This window comes from Nonomuraea sp. NPDC003709 (genome assembly GCF_040610775.1).
GTDB classification, from domain to species: domain Bacteria; phylum Actinomycetota; class Actinomycetes; order Streptosporangiales; family Streptosporangiaceae; genus Nonomuraea; species Nonomuraea angiospora_A.
The window spans coordinates 297,694-315,646 of the sequence record NZ_JBEXMW010000008.1 but is presented as its reverse complement, the minus strand read 5'-3'; the positions used below and the strand labels follow the sequence as shown (position 1 = coordinate 315,646).

Below are 17,953 nucleotides of genomic sequence, written 5' to 3'. Positions count from 1 at the left end.
CCGCGAGGGGCGGGGGTGCCGGGCGTCACCGGTGGACGACCGGCTCCTTCTGCTCGCCGGGGAACACCATGATCAGCAGCTCCACGGCGCCGTCCGGCGGGTACGGGACCTGGTAGACCTGCTCGCGCCCGCGCAGGTGGACCCGGACCCGGTAATGCCCGGGGCCGGCCGCCGTGAGGCCCCGGACGCGGCGGCCGTCGCCGTCGGAGAGGGTCAGCGAGCCCTTCGGGCTCTCGTAGCCCACCTCGACCACCTCCTTCCAGCCCTTGATCTCCAGCGGCGGCCGCCTCGTGTAGGACTCGACGGTCACGCAGGCGTGCCCGATCTCGTCGGCCGCCCAGATCATCAGCGCTCCCGGCTCACTCCCGACCAGGTCCTCGACCAGGTCGGGAGCATGGCCCTCGGAGCCGTCCTCCCATCCCTGGATGGTCCAGAACTCGGTGAACATCGTGGCGCGCCGCTGGCGGACCGGCTTGATCCTGGGGCGGTGGGTCCGGTGCCGGGCGCAGGCCCGCTCCTTCCCGGCGACGTACGCGGCCGCTTCCTCCTGCCGCTGCTTCTCCTGCACCGCCTGCCGGCTCGCCACGGAGGGGCAGAGCGAGGCCAGCGCCGGCAGCAGGGACGCATGGGGCGCGTCCCGTACGGCGGGCGCGCCGATGTCGCCGCCGTGCCGATCGGCCAGGCCGCACAGGTGGTGCCCCTGGGCCAGGACGATCCGGTCGGACGACTCGTTCCACTCCTCGATGCCCTCGCCGGGGAAGAAGCCGTAGCCGCGAACCCGGCACAGGAAGTCCTTCTCCTCCTTGCGCAGCCCCTCGACCGTGCCGCGGCCGAATCCGGCGCAGTCGAGCTCGCTGTCGGCGCTCACCTTGCCCGGAGGGACGGACCCGACCGCGACCAGGAGGGTCGCCGTCACCGTCAGGACCACGGCGGCCGCGCGGACGAGGCGGCCCCGCCGGACGAACGCACGCCGGGAAGGGCGCGCCGCGAGCAGGACCAGGATCGGGGGCACCAGGACATAGAGGTCCATAGGCCCTACGGCACGGCATCGCGGGTTGAGCGCGTACATGAGGAGCTGCAGGAGGCTCGGGAGGAGCAGGACGGTGGCCGCGGAGCGGGCGACGATCCGGCCGAGCCGGCCACGCCCCTTCCGCAGGCTCGCGTACCAGCCCGCGAAGCCGAGGACGATCAACGGTGCGCCGCCGTACGAGAAGAGCGGGAAGTCCCGCAGCGCGCTGTCCCAGTAGCGGACGGACAGGTCGATCCGGCACGAATACAGGGTCACGAACCCGTACAGGCCTGTGGCGTCCTCGGGTTCGGACAGGAGCGCGTCGATCCGGAACAGGACGCCGGGCAGCACCGCGAGCAGCAACGCCGACGCCCAGAGAGCCGATGATCGTCGGGACACGACAGCGAACACTAAGTCATGAAATAGCCCCCGCGCGAGACACCGCTGCTTTTGGTAGCGTGCCCGGCCCTCAGCGGGGTACCGATCGGCCCCCGCCTGAATATCGGCAACACATTCAGGCTGTCCGCCAATTGTCGGTGAGGGTGGACATACTGCCCAGGTGATTGACGAGACGCAGCGCCGGTATGCCGATTTCCTGCAGCGCCACCCCTATCTCGCAGAGGCCACCTGCTGGACTGTCGTGCAGCCGATCGCCTCCCCCTTAACCGTCGAGACCATCGTCGAGCGACTCGGTGGGCGGGCTGAAGACCTGGAGCCCGAGCCCGACGACGATGTGGACGAAGCCGATTACGAAGGGGTTTTCTACATCAGCCACGACGACGCGTCGTTCATCCTCTACGAAAGCAACGGCTACCAGGGCAACCGTCCGGAGGTGTTGCGGCGGCTGAGTGACGGAGCCCGCGTGCTGAGCCTTTTCTGGAACGTCAACTGGACAGCCAGGCTGACATACGCCGCTTACGGCACGATTGTCACCGCGTTGGACCCGAAGTTTCCCGGTGAGCGATGGGGTAAGACTCCGCACGTCCTCGATACAGAACTCATGGTTCTGGAGGCGGCGGCCGAACCTGGCCAATGGCAGGCGGCCGCAATGGCCGTCGTCGAAGTCGTCACCGGAGTGAGACTCGATCTGCCTGACGCGAGCGCGCCACGACTGCTGCTGGAGGAAACCATCCCGGATGACCCGCGCGCTCCGAGCGCACTGGGTGGCGTCGATCCCGATCTGGATGTTCGGCTGCGCCTGGCGCCAGAGCCCGTACAGGCCGCGGTGATCCATCGCGTCGTCAACGCCTACGTCGCGGCAACCGGCCTGGCGGGCGAACCGACGGTCCGGGAAGCGCTCGACCACCTCGTGACCGGCGGCGGTGATGCAAGGCGAGCAGGGGCCGGCCTGACGCCGCTCCTGACCCGGCTCATGGACGATCGACGTGACGAGCAAGGAGTGGTTCTTGCGGAGGATCACCCTGTCTCGCGCCGGTTCTGGGCGGCCCGGGCTCTGGGCGAGGCCATGACGGGAGGCACCTGGCCTGATCGCCTGGATGTGCTCGTCAACGCGCCCACGATCCTCGGCGACATGTGGCCGGCGCTACGTTCCCAGCTCAAAACCATGATCGCCGAACGCCCACGCCACTAGGCGAAAGACGCTCGGGCAGAGGACGGGATGTGCCGGTGCTGGTGGCCGGGTGGTCGGTCGTGTGGAGCGCCTTCCTGGAGCGGCAGGAGCTGCTGCGCCGCTGAATGATCTGGCCAACGAGCGCGCACAGCGCGACGATCACCTCATGGACACGCAGGAGATCGCCGATCGACTCGAAATCACCGGACTTCTGGCCCGCTACACCCGCGCCATCGACTCCGGCCAGTGGGACCTGCTCGACGAGGTGTTCAGCCCGGACGCGGTGATCGACTACCGCGCCACCGGCGGCATCAGGGGCACGCGGGACGAGGTCAAGACGTGGCTCGCCGAGGTGCTGCCGCACTGGCCGGGGCGGCTGCACCTCATCGGGGCCCCGACCATCGACTTCCAGGACGGCGAGGCGCGCGTGAGCGCCCCCTTCACCGACACCCTCGCGCCCACCAGGGACATGGTCACCGCGGACACCGAGGGCTTCCTGCACGGCGGCGGCTGGTACCACCATCGCCTGCGGCGCACCTCCGGCGGGTGGCGCAGCGTCGAGCTGGTCGAGGAGCAGGCCTGGCGCACCGCCCGCTGATCCGGTTCCCGTGCTCGCCACCCGGCCCGGCACACCGGCTGAGCTGCGGGGACGGGGGCCGATACAGAGTTAAGACGTTTGTGGTCAAAACCGTCAGGGCAGCGCGAGTGCGGGCAGCAGTCCCCCTGCCCTTCCGGTCGAAAGGCTGTGCGGCACATGGCATTCGCATTGGGTCTTCTCGGTCATGACATAGCCGTCGATCTCGGTACGGCCAACACTCTCGTCTACGTCCGCAGGAAGGGCATCGTCCTGAACGAGCCCTCCGTCATCGCGATCAACCTGCACAAGAACACCGTCGTGGCCGTGGGCAGGGCGGCCAAGCGGATGATGGGCCGTACTCCCCCGCACATCGCCACGATCAGGCCGCTCAAGGACGGCGTGATCGCGGATCTGGACGCGGCCGAGCGGATGCTGCGGATGTTCATCCAGAGGGCGCACCCGAGCAGGTTCCTGGCCAAGCCGCGCATCGTCGTGGCGGTCCCGAGCGGCACCACCTCCATCGAGCAGCGGGCGGTCAAGGAGGCCGCCTACGAGGCGGGCGCGCGCCGGGCGGCCTCTACGGCAAGGGGCTGTTCAACGGCGAGCAGACCGGCGGGCACTTCGTGCCGCGCAGCACACGGACTTCATCTTCACCGTCGCGGGTGAGGAGCTCGGGTTCGTCGGCGCGATGCTCATCGTGCTGTGCGTGGGCGCGCTGCTGTGGCGCGGGCCGGCCATCGCCCGGCGCGGCGACTCCCCTTACGGGACCCTGCCGGCCGGTGCGCTGGTGTCGTGGATCGCGTTCCAGACGTTCGTGAACGTGGGCATGACCGTGGGCCTCGTGCCGATCGTGGGCGTGCCGCTGCCGTTCGTCTCCTACGGCGGCTCGGCCACGGTCGCCGGGCTGGTGGCCATCGGGCTGCTCCAGGCCGTGCACCGGACCAGGGCCATGGAGCCGTAGCGGGAGCCGTCACGGCCGCCGAACGGCTGCAAGCTCGGTCCTTCGCGTAAGGGCGGAGAAGCCGACGCGGCGGCATGCTATATGGATGACCGGGGAAGAACCCAGCGACCTGATCCGCAGCGTCTCCCGCGCGCTCCGCGTGCTGGAAGAGGTCTCGCGTGCCGACCGGCCGCTGTCGGTCAAGGTCATCGCCCGCCGATGTGGCCTGAACCTGTCCACGTCGTACCACCTCGTCCGAACCCTGTGCTACGAGGGCTACCTGCACCGGCTGCCCGACGGCGACTACCTGCCGGGCTCGCAGGTGGCCGAGCGGTTCCACGAGATGCTGGAGTCGTTCGAGCGGCCGCCGCGCGCCTCGGAGGTGCTGCGGCACCTGGCCGACGCCTCCGGCCACTCCGCCTACCTGGCCCAGCTCGCCGACGAGCGGCTGATGGTGGTGGAGGTGGCGGAGGGGCCGCGCTCGCCGTGGCTGGAGGACCTGCAGGCGGGCCTGGAGACGGCGCCGCACGCCACCGCGCTCGGCAAGGCGCTGCTGCTGTCCCTCCCGCCGCATGTCCGGCGCGGCGTGCTCACCGGGCACGGCATGCAGCGCTTCACCTCCGTGACCCCTTCGAGCGTGGAGGAGCTGGAGGAGGAGCTGGCGGGGCTGCGGCCCGGGCAGGTGGTGGAAGAGCACGGGCAGTTCAGGGAGGACGTGGCGTGCGCGAGCGCGGTCGTGCCCGGGACGCAGTGGGCGATCGGCATCTCGGCCCGCGGCCTGACCGTCCCGACGCCCGCCACCGCCCACCTGGCGCTCGCGGTCCGGGATCTGGCGGGGCCATAATCCGTTGCCCTCCGGTGCGGCTCTTCGCCAGGCTGGCCCGCATGAACATGCCCTACCGGCAGATCCGTGCCGCCTACACCGAGGAGTCGATCACCGTCTACCAGGCCTACGACGCCGCCATCGCCGGGCCCGCCGTGGCGGCGCAGCGGTTCGTGGCGCCGTTCAAGCGCGAGCGGATGACGTGGATCAAGCCGTCGTTCCTGTGGATGATGTACCGGTGCGGGTGGGCGACCAAGCCCGGCCAGGAGCGGGTGCTGGCCATTTCGCTGTCGCGGGAGGGGTTCGAGTGGGCGCTGGCGCACTCGTGCCTGAGCCATGACGACCGCCGCCCCGGGTGGTCGGACCGGATGCGGCGCAGTCCGGTGCGGATCCAGTGGGATCCCGAGCGCGGGGTGCGGCACCAGGCGCTGCCGTACCGGTCGATCCAGGTCGGGCTGTCCGGCGAGGCCGTACGGCGCTACGTCGACGAGTGGACGCTGGCGATCACCGACATCACCGACCGGGTACGGGAGGTGCGCGAGGCGGTCGTGGCGCGTGCGGACGTGAGCGGCCTGCTGCCCGCGGAGCAGCCCTATCCCCTGCCCGACGAGATCCGAGAGACAATCGGGGCATGAGGGTGATCCTGTTCGGGGCGACCGGAATGATCGGGCGCGGGGTGCTCAGGGAATGCCTGCTCGACGACCGGGTGGACGCCGTGCTCACCGTCGGGCGCGCCCCGACGGGGGTCGTCCACGGCAAGCTGCGCGAGATCACCCACCGCGACCTGCTCGACCTCGCCCCGATCGAGGCCGAGCTGGCCGGCTACGACGCCTGCTTCTTCTGCCTCGGGGTCTCGTCGGCGGGTATGAGCGAGCCGGACTACCGGCGGATCACCTACGACGTCACCCTGTCCGCGGGCCGCACGCTGGCCCGGCTCAACCCCGGCTCGACCTTCGTGTACGTGTCAGGTGCCGGCACCGACGCCCAGGGGCGCTCGATGTGGGCCAGGGTGAAGGGCGCGACCGAGAACGCGCTGCTGGAGCTGCCCTTCGAGGCCTACATGTTCCGGCCCGGCTACATCCAGCCGATGCACGGCGTCACGTCGCGGACCCGGGTCTACCGGCTGGCCTATGTGGTGACGCGGCCGCTCTACCCGATCCTGCGGCGGCTGTTCGCGTCGGCGGTCACCACGACGGAGCGCATCGGACGGGCCATGATCGCGGTCGCCGAGCGCGGCGCGCCCAAGCGCATCCTCGGCCCGTCCGACATCAACGCGCTGGCCGCCTAGTCGCTCAGCCGCCGGAAGGCGGGCTGGGGACGTGGACCCGCGTGGTTGTCAGCCTCCAGCCTGTGGTGATCCGTCTGGAGGTTCCGCGTACTGGTGCGCACCATGGTGGAATATCTCAGCGGGGCTGTGCGCTACCGTATCCGTCAAAAGTTCAACAGTCATGGATGGTGACTAAAGTGCAGTTCGGAATCTTCAGTGTGGGCGACGTCACCACTGACCCCACCACGGACAGGACGCCGACGGAGCACGAGCGGATCAAGGCGATGGTGGCGATCGCGCTCAAGGCCGAGGAGGTCGGGCTCGACGTGTTCGCGACCGGCGAGCACCACAACCCGCCCTTCGTGCCGTCCTCGCCGACCACCATGCTCGGCTACATCGCGGCCAAGACGGAGCGCCTGATCCTGTCCACCGCCACCACGTTGATCACGACCAACGACCCCGTGAAGATCGCCGAGGACTTCGCCATGCTGCAGCACCTGGCGGACGGCCGGGTGGACGTCATGCTGGGCCGGGGCAACACCGGGCCCGTCTACCCGTGGTTCGGCCAGGACATCAGGCAGGGCATCCCGCTGGCCATCGAGAACTACTCCCTGCTGCACAAGCTGTGGCACGAGGACGTCGTCGACTGGGAGGGGCGCTTCCGCACCCCGCTGCAGGGCTTCACCTCGACGCCGCGCCCGCTGGACGGGGTGCCGCCGTTCGTGTGGCACGGCTCGATCCGCAGCCCCGAGATCGCCGAGCAGGCCGCCTACTACGGCGACGGCTTCTTCGCCAACAACATCTTCTGGCCGAAGGAGCACTTCATGCGCCTGATCCACCTCTACCGCCAGCGCTACGCGCACTACGGCCACGGCACCGCGGAGCAGGCCGTCGTGGGCCTGGGCGGCCAGGTGTTCATGCGCAAGAACTCGCAGGACGCGGTGCGCGAGTTCCGCCCGTACTTCGACGTCGCCCCCGTGTACGGCCACGGGCCGTCGCTGGAGGAGTTCATGGCGGAGACGCCGCTCACCGTGGGCAGCCCGCAGCAGGTCATCGACAGGACCCTCGAGTTCAGGGACTACTTCGGCGACTACCAGCGCCAGCTGTTCCTGATGGACCACGCGGGCCTGCCGCTGAAGACCGTGCTGGAGCAGCTCGACATCCTCGGCGAGGAGGTCGTGCCGGTGCTGCGCAAGGAGTTCGCCAAGGACCGCCCCGCCGAAGTCCCGGACGGGCCCACCCACGCGGCCCGCGTCCCCGCCACCGCCTGACCCATCGGAAAGGAGATCGACCAGATGAAGCTCGCCGTCGTCACGGCGGGGCTGACCCAGCCCTCCTCCAGCCGCCTGCTCGCCGACCGCCTGACGGAGGCCGTCACGCGCCAGGCGCCGGCCGAGGTACGCGTGATCGAGCTGCGCGACCTGGCCGTGGACATCGCGAACAACTTCGTGACCGGCTTCCCGAACGCCCGGCTGCGCGAGGCGATCGAGGCGGTGACGGAGGCCGACGGGCTCATCGCGGTCACGCCGATCTTCAGCGGCTCGTACAGCGGCCTGTTCAAGTCCTTCTTCGACGTGATCGACGACGGGGCGCTGGCGGGCAAGCCCGCGCTGATCGCCGCCACCGGCGGCACGGCCCGGCACTCGCTGGCGCTGGAGCACGCGCTGCGCCCGCTCTTCGCCAACCTGCGGGCCATCGTCGTCCCCACCGCCGTGTACGCGGCCTCGGAGGACTGGGGCGGCGCGGCCGACGCCTTCACCGACGGCCTCGGCCCGCGCATCGCCCGCGCCGCCGAGGAGCTGGCCGACCTGCTGCTGCACCGCAGGCCCAAGGCCGAGGCCGAGGAGGAGGTCGTCCCGTTCGAGCAGCAGCTGGCCGCGTTGCGGCCCTTGGGTTAGTTTTCACAACATGAGCCCCGTAGGTTGACTTATCGGAGTATGGTTCGTTAGGAAGCTTTCCTAACCTCCCTCTCCTCCAGGGGCTCATGTGCTGACCGCCACACTCCTGACCCTCTCCCTCGCCGTCACCGGCACCGGCCCGGCCGACCTCGACGACCCGCACAAGAAGGACATCGCCATGCAGCTGGTGTCCAGCGCGGAGAACTCCTCGCTCGACTGGAAAGCCCAGTACGGCTACATCGAGGACATCGACGACGACCGCGGCTACACGGCGGGGATCATCGGCTTCTGCTCGGGCACCGGCGACATGCTGGAGTTAGTCGAGCTCTACGCCGAGCGCAAGCCCGGCAACGTCCTCGCTAAATACCTCCCGGCCCTGCGCAAGGTGAACGGCAGCGCCTCCCACAAGGGCCTCGACCCGAACTTCACCAAGGACTGGAAGACGGCCGCCAAGGACACCGTCTTCCAGCAGGCCCAGAACGACGAGCGCGACCGCGTGTACTTCAACCCGGCCGTCAACCAGGCCAAGCAGGACGGGCTGCGCGCGCTCGGCCAGTTCGTCTACTACGACGCCATGGTCATGCACGGGCCGGGCAGCGACAAGCTGAGCTTCGGCGGCATCAGGAAGTCGGCCCTGGCCAAGGCCAAGCCGCCCGCGCAGGGCGGGAACGAGGTGACGTACCTGAACGCGTTCCTGGACGCCAGGAAGGCGGCGATGAAGGCGGAGGAGGCGCACGAGGACACGACGCGCGTGGACACGATGCAGCGCGTCTTCCTCAAGAACGGCAACCTCGACCTGAACCCGCCGCTGACCTGGAAGGTCTACGGCGACAGCTACACGATCAAGAAGTAGGGCCCGGACGGGCAGGGCGGCCCCCTGCCCGTCCAGGGCGGTCAGCGCTTGACGGCGACCACCGAGTACGGCGTGTCGGGGGCCGGGGTCGTCGTGAAGCGGGCGTTGGGCAGGTAGAGGCGCTTGCCGGAGGCGGCGACCGTCGTCGGGATGTCGAACCGCGGATCGGTCAGCCGTTTCACGACTTTTCCGGATGCGCCGTCGCGCGTCAGCCTGACGACGGCGATGGCGTTCAGGCGGTTCTGCACCGCGTACAGGGTCCGCCCCTCCAACAGCAGGCCGTCGCCGTTGACGAGCGACTCGCCGCCCAGGTCCACCTCCGTGGTGACCCCGGAGGACGGGTCGACCTCGAACAGTTTGCCGGTGTTCGACTGGACGATCAGCAGCGACTCCCGGTCGGGGCTGGGGGCGATGCCGTTGGCGTTGTTGCCGGTCGTGTACTGGATGGCGCCGGACAGCGGGATCTTGACGGCCTCGCCGGGCAGCGCGCCGCCGCGCCCGAGCTCCAGCTTGTACAGGACGGGGTTGCGGGAGTCGGTGAAGTACGCGGCGCGCCCGGTGAGGATGACGTCGTTGACGAACGCCGGGTCGGCGGTCAGCTTGTACGACTTGACGACCTCGCCGGTACGCAGATCGATCACGCGGGCGTCGCCGCCGGCGCCTCCGGCCACGAACAGCCGCCCGCGCCCGTCGGTCTTGAGCCCGAGTGAGGGCGTGCCCGGGCCCTTGCTGATGACGGACCCCTCGCCGGTCCGCAGGTCGGCCCGGTAGATGTCACCGCTCGCCCGGGAGCCGAAGTAGGCGTACGGGCCAGGCCCGATCGCGATGCCCTCCGGCTGGAACCCGTTCGGCAGCGCGAACGTGTCGGGCTTCCCGGTGGCTTGCGCAGTGTCCTGCACGGTGGCCTGCACAGCGGCCTGCGCGGGCACGCCGCTGAGCAGGACCACGACGAGGGTGCTGAGTGCGGTCTTCAGGATCGCGGATCTCATGCGGCCCACGATGCCCGCGCCCGCGGCCCGGGCAAAGCCTGAGGGCAGCCTTCACAGGGAGCTTTCAGCAAGGGGGGTGGGGGAAGGCCACCCGCACGCCGTGGGATCGCGCGGTAGGTTGGGACGCAAGCGAACAAACGGGGTTTAGACATGTCAAACGGTGCCCGTCATGTTCTGGGAGTGGTCGCGGGGCTGCTCCTCCCTCCGATCATCGCCGCGAGCCTCTGGTACGGCATCGGCGACCACCTGCTCAGATTCCAGTCGGCGTTCGAGCTGTCCTGGCTCGGGCTGTCCGCGATCGTGGCGTCGGGGATCGCGTTCGCGTTCCTGGCCGGCTCGCGGCTGTCGCCGATCGCCTCGCTGCTCGGCGGCCTGGCGTTCACCGCGCTCGGCATCCTTCCCATCGTGGAGCTGCGGGGCGTGCGGGTGCTGCCCGACCACTGGCTGCCGAACGTCATGGAGCAGGGGTTCCGGACGGTGGCGGACTCGGGGGTGCTGCTGTTCCTGGGGGTGGCGCTGGTGGTCGTCTCGCTGTTCCCGTCGCGGTGGCGGTCCTCGGGGAAGCAGGCCGTCTACGCGCCCGAGTACGGGCCGGCGCCGGCGCCGTACGCGTCGTACAGCGGACCGGAGGACGCCACGCGGCCGATGCATCGGGAATGAGGGACGCGTGGCCTGACAGAATGCCGCCATGCGCGACTCAAAGATCGTCGACTTCCTGACCGAGCTGGCCGACAGAGTGCCCGCGCCGGGCGGCGGCGCCACGGCCGCCCTGCACGCGGCCCAGGGCGCCGCGCTGCTCGGCATGGTCGCCCGCTACACGACCGGGGAGAAGTACGCCGGCCACGCCGAGACCGTCGTCGGCGTGATCGGGGAGACCGACACCCTGCGGGTCCGCGCGCTGCGGCTGGCCGAGGCGGACGCGGCGGCGTTCACCGCGGTCACGAACGCGTACCGGCTGCCCAAGGGCGAGGAGCGCAGCGCCGCCATCGCCCGGGCGCTGGCCGGCGCCGCCGAGCCGCCCGCCAGGGTGGTCGAGACCGCCACGCGGGTGATCGAGCTGTGCGAGGTGCTGCTGCCGATCTGCAACCGCAACGTCGTCACCGACGTCGCCGCCGCCGCGGAGGCCGCCCGCGCCGCGCTCACCACCGCCCGGATCAACGTCGAGGTCAACCTGTCGGGTATCAAGGACGAGCGGATACGCGAGGAGCTGAACGCCCGTGTCCACGGTGTGGACGCGGCCGTGGCCAGGGCAGACTGGGTGACCGCCGAAGTACGCGAGGAGATCAACCCGTGAGAACCCTGACCGGGAAAGAGCTGGCCGCCGCCATCAGGGCCCAGACGCAGGCCGAGGCGGCGGCGGGCCCGCCGCCGCGGCTGGCCGTGGTGGTGGCGACGGACGACGAGGCGAGCCTGTGGTACGTCAGGTCGATCGCCAAGGCGGCGGCCGGCGTGGGCATCGCCTGCGACATCGTCGATCTCGGGCCCGAGGCCGCGCCCGAGCGGATCGGCGAGACGCTGACCAAGCTCAGCGCCGACGCCAACGTCCACGGGCTCATGCTGCAGACCCCGCTGCCCGCGGGCGCCTCCGCGCAGCGGCTGGCCGCGGCCATCGACCCGCGCAAAGACGTCGACGGCGCCAACCCGCTCTCGCTGGGCCGGCTCGCCGCCGGGCTGCCCGCGTTCCCGCCCGCCACGGCTGCGGCCGTGATGGCGCTGCTCGACCACTACGAGGTGGAGCTGGAGGGCCGGCGGGCGGTGGTGGTCGGGCGTTCGACCGTGGTGGGCAAGCCGCTGGCCCACCTGCTGCTCGACCGGAACGCCACGGTGACCGTCTGCCACTCGCGCACCCGGGACCTGGCCTCGGTCACCACTACCGCCGAGGTGCTGGTCGCGGCCGTGGGCCGCGCCGGGCTGATCGGCGCCGGGCACGTGGCGCCGGGCGCGGTGGTGATCGACGTCGGCACCAACCCCACGGACGACGGCGGGCTGGTCGGCGACGTGGACTTCGACGCGGTGTCGCAGGTCGCGGGCGCGCTCACGCCGGTCCCGGGCGGGGTCGGCCCGGTGACGACCGCGCTGCTGCTGCGCCACACGGCCAGGGCGGCGAACCTCCCGTGAACGAGCAGATCCTGATCGTCCAGAACAGCAGGAGCGGCGGCCCCAGCCGGCTGGGCGGCTGGCTGGAGGAGGCCGGGCTGAAGCTCGACGTCGTCCTCGCCCACGAGGGCGCTCCCCTGCCCGGCCGCCTCGACCACGCGGCCATGATCATGCTCGGCGGCGGCTACCTGCCCGGCGAGGACGACCGGGCGCCGTGGCTGGCCGACGCCCGGCGGCTGGCGGGGCAGGCGCTGGAGGAGGGCGTGCCGTTCTTCGGCATCTGCCTGGGCGGGCAACTGCTCGCGGAGGTCGCGGGCGGCGAGGTGACCGCCGACACCGGCGCGCCGGAGAACGGCAGTCTCCCCCTCACGATCCGGGCCGAGGCCGCGGGCGATCCGCTGTTCCACGGGCTGCCGGAGGTGGTGCCCGCGATCGAGCACCACAAGGATGCGGTCACCCGGCTGCCCGGCGGGGCCGTCTGGCTGGCGGAGACGGGCGCCTGCCCGTACCAGGCGTTCCGGGTGGGCGAGCGGGCCTGGGGCGTGCAGTTCCATCCCGAGGTGCTGCCCGCGCGCATCCGCGAGTGGTCACCGGACGGGTTCGACCCCGAGGAGGTGTACGCGCGGGCGGTGGCGGACGAGCCGGTCTCCACGCCGATCTGGCACCGGGTCACCACCCGCTTCGCCGCGCTCGCCACCGGGCTCTCCACTGGGCTCGCCACCGGGCTCTCCATCGGGGCGCCCGAGGGGGTCAGCGCGCGTACGAGTCCCAGCCGAGCTTGACCGCCACCGCCAGCCCGCAGGCGGCCGCCAGGTAGCGCAGGCTGTTGCCCGGCAGCCGGCGCGCGATCCTGGGCCCGATCCACCCCCCGAGCAGAAACCCGGCCGCCAGCGGCGCCGCGGCAGCCCAGTTCACCGGCCCGAACAGCGCGAACCCGAGCGCGGCCACCGCGTTCGCCAGCCCGGACATCACGTTCTTCATGGCGTTCAGCTTGGCCGCCGGATGGTCGAACATGAGGGCCAGCACGGCGAACACCATCAGCCCTCCGGCCGCGCCGAAATACCCCGTGTAGATCGTCACGGCGAACAGCGCCACCCGCCCCAGCACGCCGTGCTCGCCGTGCGCGCGCCCCGACGGGGGCCTGACCAGCAGCAGCGAGGCCATCGCGATCAGCCAGGGCGCGATCAGCTCGAACGTCCTGGCCGGGGTGACCAGCAGCAGCAACGCGCCGGTCGCGCCGCCGACCGCGGCCACGGGGCCGAGTTTGAGCACCCGGGCGCCCTCCCCGGCGAGCTCCGGCCGCGATCCGGCGGCGGCGCCGATGCCGGTGAAGACGAGGGCGACGGTGTTGGTGACGTTCGCGGTGAGCGGGGGCAGGCCGAACGCCAGGAGCGCCGGGTAGGAGACTATCGAGGCGAGGCTGACGACCGTGCTCACCACTCCGGCCGCCACCCCGGCTCCGAGCAGGCCGAGCGTTTCTCCGACGATCACCCGGTTATGTTAGTTGTTGTCCGTTTTATCCCCTTGGGGCGGGGCCTCCCGCCAGCGCTCGGGCGGTGGCCTGCCAGATCGGGGTGGCGGGGTTGATGACATCGAAGTGGTCGCCGGGCATTTCGAGGTAGGTCACCTCGTCGCCGGCCTCCTCGGCCGCGCGGGCGTAGCGGCGGCTGAAGTCGACCAGGTCCAGGTCGTCGGCGGCGCCTTGGACGACGAGCTGGCGTACACCGAGCGGGAGCCGGAGCAACGGCGAGGCGTCCGCGTACGGCGGCACCGCCACCTGGCCTTCGGGTGCGCGCCCGCCCAGGGCGGCTCCGACGGCGCCGGTCCCGACCCACCGCCGGTCGCCTTCCACAAGATCGAGCACCCCGGCGAGCGACACCAACATCACCACCCGCACCCCACCCACCGCACGAGCCTCACCGCCCGTGCAAGCCTCACCGTCCGCGCGAGCCCTGTCCACCGCGTGAGCCCCACCCGCCTCGGGAGCCTCACCCGCCGCGTAAGCCTCACCCGCGGCCGCTTGGGCGCCGCCGGTGGCGGACGCCTCGCCGGCCACCGCGTCCGCAACCGCGCGGAGGGCGAGTTGGGCGCCTGCCGAGTGGCCGACGACGGTCACCCGGGTGAGGTCCAGCGCCACCGTCCGATCGCCGCCCGCCGGAAGCGCGTCCGACGGGAGCACGTCCGACGGGAGCACGTCCGACGGGAGCGCGTCCGGCGGGAGCGCGTCCGAGCCGTGCGGCGCGGCGTGCGCCGTCGCGAGGGCGGACAGTCCCGCCGCCACGTCCGCCGTCGTCGCGTCCCAGCCGTGCAGATCCGGCCGCCGGTATTCGAGGTTCCACACCGCGAGCCCGCGCCCGACCAGGTCGGCGCAGAGCGGCCCCATGATGTCGGCCGCCCAGATCGACCGCCAGTACCCGCCGTGGATCAGCATCACCACGGGCGGCTCGTCGGCGTCCGGAAGGTACAGCTCGCCCCATTGCTCCGGCAGCGGCCCGTACGCGATCCGCCGCGACGGATGCCGTACCCGGTGCACGGCATGGCGGATCCCCCAGGCCAGCCCGCCGACGCCGCGCCCGTGCAGGTGGGTGGCGCCCTCCCCGGCCGTCACCCCGTCGGCGCGCTCGACGTCCACCCAGACCACCGCCCCGAGGTCCCGCCCGATCAGCGAGCGCACCTCGGCCGAGGGCCCCGGCAGCACGACCACACCGCCCGCCCCTTCCGGCGAGGACGGCGACGACAGCAGCGAGACGACCTGAGAGGCGTCGCGGGCGTGGACGAGCGTCCCGGAGACCCCCGCGGCGGAGAACTCGCGGGCCGCGATCTCCTCCAGCAACCCCGCATCGGCCACCACGCCGGGGCCGACGACCACCAGCACCTCGATCATGAGCCCGACCCTACGCGTAATAGCTTAGGCCGGGTGCAGGTACAGCAGCTTCACCCATGGCCCACCACCACCGCCGAGGCCGAGTCAGTCCAGGACCGGCTCCGCGGACGCGTCGAGCTCACCGGCCCCGCCGGCTTCTCCCTGGTCGCGGGCCTGGACGTGCACTATCACGGCGACGACGCCCTCACGGCCGCCGTGGTCGTCCTCGACACCGGCACGATGGCGACGGTGGAGGAGGTGACGGTGCGCGGGCGGGTGGCGTTCCCGTACGTGCCGGGGCTGTTCGCCTTCCGGGAGCTGCCCGCCCTGGTGGAGGCGCTCGAACGGCTCACGGTGACACCCGACCTGCTGGTCTGCGACGGGTACGGGCTGGCGCACCCGCGCGGCTTCGGCCTGGCCTGCCACCTGGGCGTGCTGACCGGCCTGCCCGCGCTCGGCGTGGGCAAGACGCCCTTCGTCGGCACGCACGAGCCGCCGGGGCCGGAACGGGGCGACTGGGCGCCGATCGTCCACGAGGGCGCCGTCGTCGGCCGCGCGCTGCGCACGCAGCGGGAGATCAAGCCGGTGTACGTCTCCCAGGGCCACCGCATCTCCCTGGACACGGTCACCGACCAGGTCCTGCGCCTGGCCCCGCGCTACCGCCTCCCCGACCCGATCCGCCGCGCCGACCACCTGGCCCGCCACCCCGGCTGACGCCCGCACCGACCACCGGCCCTCACCCCGGCTGATGCCCGAACCCACCAGCCCGGCTGACCCCCGCCGTCATCGCGGGCGCCAGGCCCAGACGAGGAGCCAGACGCTGAGCCCGAAAAGGGTCATCCCGAGCGGTACGTGCACCGCCAGCACGCCCGATCCGCCCAGCGCGGACTGGACGAAGCCGAGCAGCAGCACCGCCAGGCCGACCAGCGCGGGCCAGCCCGGGCCCCGGCCGGGCCGCCACAGCAGGACGGCCGCGACGAGCTGCAGCAGCCCCAGCACGTGCACGGCGAACGCCCCCATGCCGTGCGAGCCCGCCCCTCCCCCGCTCATCAGCTGCCCGGCCGTCACGGCCTGCGCCAGGACGGACAGCGTGTTGAGAACGACCACGGCCTTGAACGCGGTCACGTACCCGTTCCCCTTGGCGACCTGGGTTACCACTGGATCTCTCCTTCGACCTGGTTTGAGGTCTCCAGGATCTTGCCGGGCCCGCCGGAGGGCATCCGCCGCTCGTCGTCATCCCCGATACACCGCCGGTCGTACGGCTCAGACGCCCGAATAGGCCACCGGGGGGAGCACGGCCTGGGCGTCGGCGCCGCCGAACCAGAGCCCGATCATGAACGCGGCCGTCGCCTCCAGCAGCACGGCCCGGTCGAGCCCGCCGCCGTCCACCGGGGTGCAGCCGAGGTCGGCGACCAGGGTACGCACTGCGGCCAGGGCGGCCGGGTCGTCACCGCACAGCGGCACCGCCAGCGGCCTGCCGTCGAACACCGGCGGTGTCAACCGCCACACGTCCACGTGGCACAGGTTGAACGCCTTCACCACGTGCCCTCCTGTGAGGTCACGGATCAGCGGTGCGATGGGGCGGGCGGGGTCGTACGGGCCCTCGGCGTTGGCCACGTCGATGACGGGCTTGCCGCGCAGCGCGCCGCCGGCGGACTCGAGCACGCCGGCCAGCCCCGCCTGCCTGACGGCCACCATCACGACCTCCCCGAACGCCGCCGCCTCCGCCCAACTCCCGGCCCGCACAGCCACCACCTCGCCCCGCGCACCCGCCACCGCCGCCGCGCCCGCCACCTCGGCCCGCGCGCCCGCCACCTCGGTCCGGACGCTCGCCATCTCGGTCCGGACGCTCGCCATCTCGGCCGACGTGCGGGCCGCCTCGGCCGTCATCGTCGCGGCCCGGGCCGCGCTCGCGGAGGCGTCCCTGCCGCTGATCATCACCTCGTGCCCCGCCCTGGCCCACTGCGTGCCCAGGGCGTCCGCCATGCCGCCCGCCCCCAGGATCCCGATACGCATGTTCGTCCTCCGTCGCATGAACTGGTAAGTAGAAGGACTGTAGAAAGCCCGACACACACCATTTGGTGCCTAACGGAGGCCTCGTTGGGGTTCATCGCCGACTGCCAGGCCCGGCTGGCCTTCGACCTGCTGGCCAACACCTGGAACGCGGTCGTCCTGTGGGCGCTGCGCGACGGCCCGCGCCGGCCGGGGCGGCTGCGCGAGGAGATCGGCGGCATCAGCACCAAGGTCCTCACCGAGACGCTGCGCCGCCTGGAGTTCAACGGCCTGATCATGCGCCGCACGTACGCGGAGGCCCCGCCCCGCGTCGAGTACGAGCTGACCGATCTCGGCCGCACGCTCCTCGGCCCGATCGAGGCGTTCGGGGTGTGGGCGCACGACCACGCCGACGAGGTCATGGCCGCGCAGGACCGCTGGGAGACGTGAGAGCTTTCTAATATACGGAGCGTTACTGGATCACTACTCCGGGTAGCTAGACGACGGTTGTTCATTACCGTCTCCCAGGAGGTTCTATGCTTTTCTCCCCCCGTAGGATCGCCGTCGTCGCGGCCCTCGCCGGTGGCCTGACCCTGCTCTCCGCCCCGGCCTCCTACGCCGTGGTGGATCCTCTCACCCTGGTCCCCTGCCTGGCCGAGGCCGGCGCCGGCGCCACGACGCTGATCGACCCGACCGCCCCGGCCGTGCCGGCCGAGGTCCCGGCCGTGAGCTGCTTGCAGCCCTGACCGGCTCAGCCTGGGCACGTCCCCGGCCGATCCGGTTATCCGGGCAGGCGGCGCGGCGAAGCCGGCCGCGCCGCCCGCCACGGTGGCCCGATCAGTTCCCCCTGCAGCGCAAGCCCAGTCCATCCGATAGCGCAGAGCAGCTAGGAGATCCTTTGAAGGTCCGCGTCCTGACCGCCGTCGCCGCACTCGCGCTGGCGGGCGCCCTACCCTCCATCGCTTTCGACAAGCTCACCACCGACCCGCCCATCGTGCGCGTCGAGACCTGGGTCCAGCACGTCAACGTCTTCACGTCCTAGTGCGGCTCGCGCAGGTGCCCGTGGCCGACCCTC

Annotated in this window: 23 protein-coding genes and 1 pseudogene; 18 read left to right on the top strand and 6 right to left on the bottom strand. The window is 71.6% G+C overall.

The annotated features are described in order from the left end of the window. Positions 1 to 25 precede the first annotated feature (25 nt). On the bottom strand, positions 26 to 1,408 hold the full coding sequence (locus ABZX61_RS25835; RefSeq protein ID WP_355198341.1) for a hypothetical protein: 1,383 nt from the start codon (positions 1,406 to 1,408) through the stop codon (positions 26 to 28). A 160-nt stretch (positions 1,409 to 1,568) separates the two neighbouring features. Here ABZX61_RS25835 and ABZX61_RS25830 point away from each other — a divergent pair, with 160 nt between their 5' ends. From ABZX61_RS25830 to ABZX61_RS25785, 10 genes and pseudogenes are all read left to right on the top strand, one after another. Continuing rightward, complete coding sequence (locus ABZX61_RS25830; RefSeq protein WP_355198339.1) at positions 1,569 to 2,600, top strand: DUF6461 domain-containing protein; 1,032 nt, start codon at positions 1,569 to 1,571, stop codon at positions 2,598 to 2,600. Positions 2,601 to 2,745: 145 nt separating this feature from the next. Next, positions 2,746 to 3,177: a nuclear transport factor 2 family protein gene (locus tag ABZX61_RS25825; RefSeq protein ID WP_355198337.1), complete on the top strand. Its 432-nt coding sequence runs from the start codon at positions 2,746 to 2,748 to the stop codon at positions 3,175 to 3,177. Between the two features lie 156 nt (positions 3,178 to 3,333). Further along, positions 3,334 to 3,726, top strand: a pseudogene (locus ABZX61_RS25820) (rod shape-determining protein); the annotation flags it as partial. 118 nt (positions 3,727 to 3,844) lie between these two features. Then, positions 3,845 to 4,117 carry an FtsW/RodA/SpoVE family cell cycle protein gene (locus ABZX61_RS25815; protein ID WP_355198335.1) on the top strand — a complete coding sequence of 91 codons (273 nt, stop codon included), beginning with the start codon at positions 3,845 to 3,847 and terminating at the stop codon, positions 4,115 to 4,117. Positions 4,118 to 4,202: 85 nt separating this feature from the next. Continuing rightward, positions 4,203 to 4,940 carry a helix-turn-helix domain-containing protein gene (locus ABZX61_RS25810; protein ID WP_355198333.1) on the top strand — a complete coding sequence of 246 codons (738 nt, stop codon included), beginning with the start codon at positions 4,203 to 4,205 and terminating at the stop codon, positions 4,938 to 4,940. A gap of 41 nt (positions 4,941 to 4,981) precedes the next feature. After that, on the top strand, positions 4,982 to 5,554 hold the full coding sequence (locus tag ABZX61_RS25805) for a DUF4291 domain-containing protein (RefSeq protein WP_355198331.1): 573 nt from the start codon (positions 4,982 to 4,984) through the stop codon (positions 5,552 to 5,554). Next, positions 5,551 to 6,207, top strand: a complete 657-nt coding sequence (locus tag ABZX61_RS25800) for an epimerase (protein ID WP_350727095.1) — start codon at positions 5,551 to 5,553, stop codon at positions 6,205 to 6,207. The genes ABZX61_RS25805 and ABZX61_RS25800 overlap by 4 nt, the downstream gene beginning before the upstream one ends. A 176-nt stretch (positions 6,208 to 6,383) precedes the next feature. After that, entirely contained in the window at positions 6,384 to 7,457 is a 1,074-nt protein-coding gene (locus ABZX61_RS25795; protein ID WP_355198329.1) for an LLM class flavin-dependent oxidoreductase, read from the top strand. 24 nt (positions 7,458 to 7,481) lie between these two features. Then, the gene (locus tag ABZX61_RS25790) at positions 7,482 to 8,084 is read left to right on the top strand and encodes an FMN reductase (RefSeq protein ID WP_355198327.1); all 603 of its coding nucleotides are present in this window, start codon (positions 7,482 to 7,484) and stop codon (positions 8,082 to 8,084) included. Between the two features lie 88 nt (positions 8,085 to 8,172). Beyond that, positions 8,173 to 8,937: a chitosanase gene (locus ABZX61_RS25785; protein WP_350727092.1), complete on the top strand. Its 765-nt coding sequence runs from the start codon at positions 8,173 to 8,175 to the stop codon at positions 8,935 to 8,937. A gap of 41 nt (positions 8,938 to 8,978) precedes the next feature. Here the strand turns inward: ABZX61_RS25785 and ABZX61_RS25780 are convergent, their stop codons facing one another. Continuing rightward, a complete protein-coding gene (locus ABZX61_RS25780; RefSeq protein WP_355198325.1) occupies positions 8,979 to 9,926 on the bottom strand; it encodes a superoxide dismutase in 948 nt (315 codons plus the stop codon). Positions 9,927 to 10,076: 150 nt separating this feature from the next. Here ABZX61_RS25780 and ABZX61_RS25775 point away from each other — a divergent pair, with 150 nt between their 5' ends. From ABZX61_RS25775 to ABZX61_RS25760, 4 genes are read left to right on the top strand one after another with little or no spacing between them, the layout of a single operon-like run. Further along, positions 10,077 to 10,586, top strand: coding sequence for a hypothetical protein (locus ABZX61_RS25775; RefSeq protein WP_355198323.1), 510 nt, complete (start codon positions 10,077 to 10,079; stop codon positions 10,584 to 10,586). A 28-nt stretch (positions 10,587 to 10,614) separates the two neighbouring features. Continuing rightward, entirely contained in the window at positions 10,615 to 11,220 is a 606-nt protein-coding gene (locus ABZX61_RS25770; RefSeq protein WP_355198321.1) for a cyclodeaminase/cyclohydrolase family protein, read from the top strand. Beyond that, on the top strand, positions 11,217 to 12,044 hold the full coding sequence (locus ABZX61_RS25765) for a bifunctional 5,10-methylenetetrahydrofolate dehydrogenase/5,10-methenyltetrahydrofolate cyclohydrolase (protein WP_355198319.1): 828 nt from the start codon (positions 11,217 to 11,219) through the stop codon (positions 12,042 to 12,044). Before ABZX61_RS25770 ends, ABZX61_RS25765 begins: the two co-directional genes overlap by 4 nt. After that, complete coding sequence (locus ABZX61_RS25760; RefSeq protein WP_355198317.1) at positions 12,041 to 12,805, top strand: type 1 glutamine amidotransferase; 765 nt, start codon at positions 12,041 to 12,043, stop codon at positions 12,803 to 12,805. The genes ABZX61_RS25765 and ABZX61_RS25760 overlap by 4 nt, the downstream gene beginning before the upstream one ends. On the opposite strand, the gene ABZX61_RS25755 is transcribed toward ABZX61_RS25760, so the two are convergent. Both ABZX61_RS25755 and ABZX61_RS25750 read right to left on the bottom strand, forming a co-directional pair. After that, positions 12,774 to 13,514 carry a sulfite exporter TauE/SafE family protein gene (locus ABZX61_RS25755; protein WP_355198315.1) on the bottom strand — a complete coding sequence of 247 codons (741 nt, stop codon included), beginning with the start codon at positions 13,512 to 13,514 and terminating at the stop codon, positions 12,774 to 12,776. The genes ABZX61_RS25760 and ABZX61_RS25755 overlap by 32 nt on opposite strands. A 25-nt stretch (positions 13,515 to 13,539) precedes the next feature. Next, positions 13,540 to 14,907 (bottom strand): hypothetical protein, encoded by a 1,368-nt coding sequence (locus ABZX61_RS25750; protein WP_355198313.1) that lies wholly within the window; start codon positions 14,905 to 14,907, stop codon positions 13,540 to 13,542. Positions 14,908 to 14,940: 33 nt separating this feature from the next. Between ABZX61_RS25750 and ABZX61_RS25745 the strand changes: the two genes are divergently transcribed. Beyond that, positions 14,941 to 15,600 carry an endonuclease V gene (locus ABZX61_RS25745; RefSeq protein ID WP_355198311.1) on the top strand — a complete coding sequence of 220 codons (660 nt, stop codon included), beginning with the start codon at positions 14,941 to 14,943 and terminating at the stop codon, positions 15,598 to 15,600. A 69-nt stretch (positions 15,601 to 15,669) separates the two neighbouring features. On the opposite strand, the gene ABZX61_RS25740 is transcribed toward ABZX61_RS25745, so the two are convergent. Continuing rightward, positions 15,670 to 16,044, bottom strand: coding sequence for a hypothetical protein (locus ABZX61_RS25740; RefSeq protein ID WP_350727083.1), 375 nt, complete (start codon positions 16,042 to 16,044; stop codon positions 15,670 to 15,672). A gap of 105 nt (positions 16,045 to 16,149) precedes the next feature. Then, the gene (locus ABZX61_RS25735) at positions 16,150 to 16,902 is read right to left on the bottom strand and encodes an NAD(P)-binding domain-containing protein (protein ID WP_355198309.1); all 753 of its coding nucleotides are present in this window, start codon (positions 16,900 to 16,902) and stop codon (positions 16,150 to 16,152) included. An 84-nt stretch (positions 16,903 to 16,986) separates the two neighbouring features. On the opposite strand from ABZX61_RS25735, the gene ABZX61_RS25730 reads away from it, so the two are divergent. The 3 genes from ABZX61_RS25730 to ABZX61_RS25720 all read left to right on the top strand — a co-directional run bounded on the left by ABZX61_RS25730 (position 16,987) and on the right by ABZX61_RS25720 (position 17,920). After that, positions 16,987 to 17,328: a helix-turn-helix domain-containing protein gene (locus tag ABZX61_RS25730; protein WP_355198307.1), complete on the top strand. Its 342-nt coding sequence runs from the start codon at positions 16,987 to 16,989 to the stop codon at positions 17,326 to 17,328. Positions 17,329 to 17,414: 86 nt separating this feature from the next. Next, the gene (locus ABZX61_RS25725) at positions 17,415 to 17,624 is read left to right on the top strand and encodes a hypothetical protein (RefSeq protein ID WP_355198305.1); all 210 of its coding nucleotides are present in this window, start codon (positions 17,415 to 17,417) and stop codon (positions 17,622 to 17,624) included. Between the two features lie 152 nt (positions 17,625 to 17,776). Beyond that, positions 17,777 to 17,920: a hypothetical protein gene (locus ABZX61_RS25720; RefSeq protein WP_185077192.1), complete on the top strand. Its 144-nt coding sequence runs from the start codon at positions 17,777 to 17,779 to the stop codon at positions 17,918 to 17,920. Positions 17,921 to 17,953 lie beyond the last annotated feature (33 nt).